This is a genomic window from Arsukibacterium sp. MJ3, from assembly GCF_000987765.1.
Classification (GTDB): Bacteria; Pseudomonadota; Gammaproteobacteria; order Enterobacterales; family Alteromonadaceae; genus Alishewanella.
Genome location: NZ_LAHP01000097.1, coordinates 1 through 713 on the forward strand (window position 1 = coordinate 1; position 713 = coordinate 713).

The window sequence follows — 713 nt, forward strand, 5'->3', positions numbered from 1 at the left end:
GAGAGGTTTATCTCATTGGTGAAGACGATCGCTTATATCGACAACAAGTAGTTGTTGAGTTTCAACAACGGGGCATTGCGGCGATAAGCGCTGGAATTAGTGAAGGTGATCGCGTGATCCTCGATGATCTGGCTTATGCCATAGCAGGGATGCGGGTAATCGCTGGGCATTACCAAGAGTTGCAAAATGAACTATTGAACACTGCTAAAGGTAGCTCGTTATGATCCGCTGGTTCGCTGGGCATCCAACTGCCGCAAATTTATTATTCCTTATTATTATGGCTGCGGGCTTGTTCGCCGCTCCTCACCTGCAGCGTGAAACCTTTCCAGACTATCGGCCAACAGAAGTTTCTATTGATATTATTTATCGTGGCGCCAGTGCTGTTGATGTTGAAGACGCGCTGTGTAAACGAATGTATGACGCCGTAAAAAGCGTAGAGCATCTCGATGAATTTCGTTGCGTTGCTCAAGATAATATCGCTACGGCGATCGCAAAAATGGAGGCTAAAGGGAACGCGCTCCGTTTCATTAATGAGCTACAAACAGAAGTGAATGCGATAACCGGATTACCAGAAAGAACGGAACGCCCGATTATTCGGCAAAAACATCGCAGCGACCATGTTACAGCTGTGGCAGTAACGGGTGATTTGAGCATATCCCAGTTAGAAAATTACGCTTCTTACTTGGAAGCTAAGCTCATGGGATTAAACGGTA

Annotated in this window: 2 protein-coding genes; both read left to right on the forward strand. The window is 46.1% G+C overall.

The features are described 5' to 3' along the window. Positions 1 to 224 (forward strand): hypothetical protein (locus VT06_RS18305; RefSeq protein ID WP_046555508.1); only part of this gene is annotated, 224 nt, incomplete at its 5' end. After that, positions 221 to 713: efflux RND transporter permease subunit (locus VT06_RS16940; protein WP_046555509.1), on the forward strand; the 493-nt coding region annotated here is incomplete at its 3' end. The genes VT06_RS18305 and VT06_RS16940, both read left to right, overlap by 4 nt.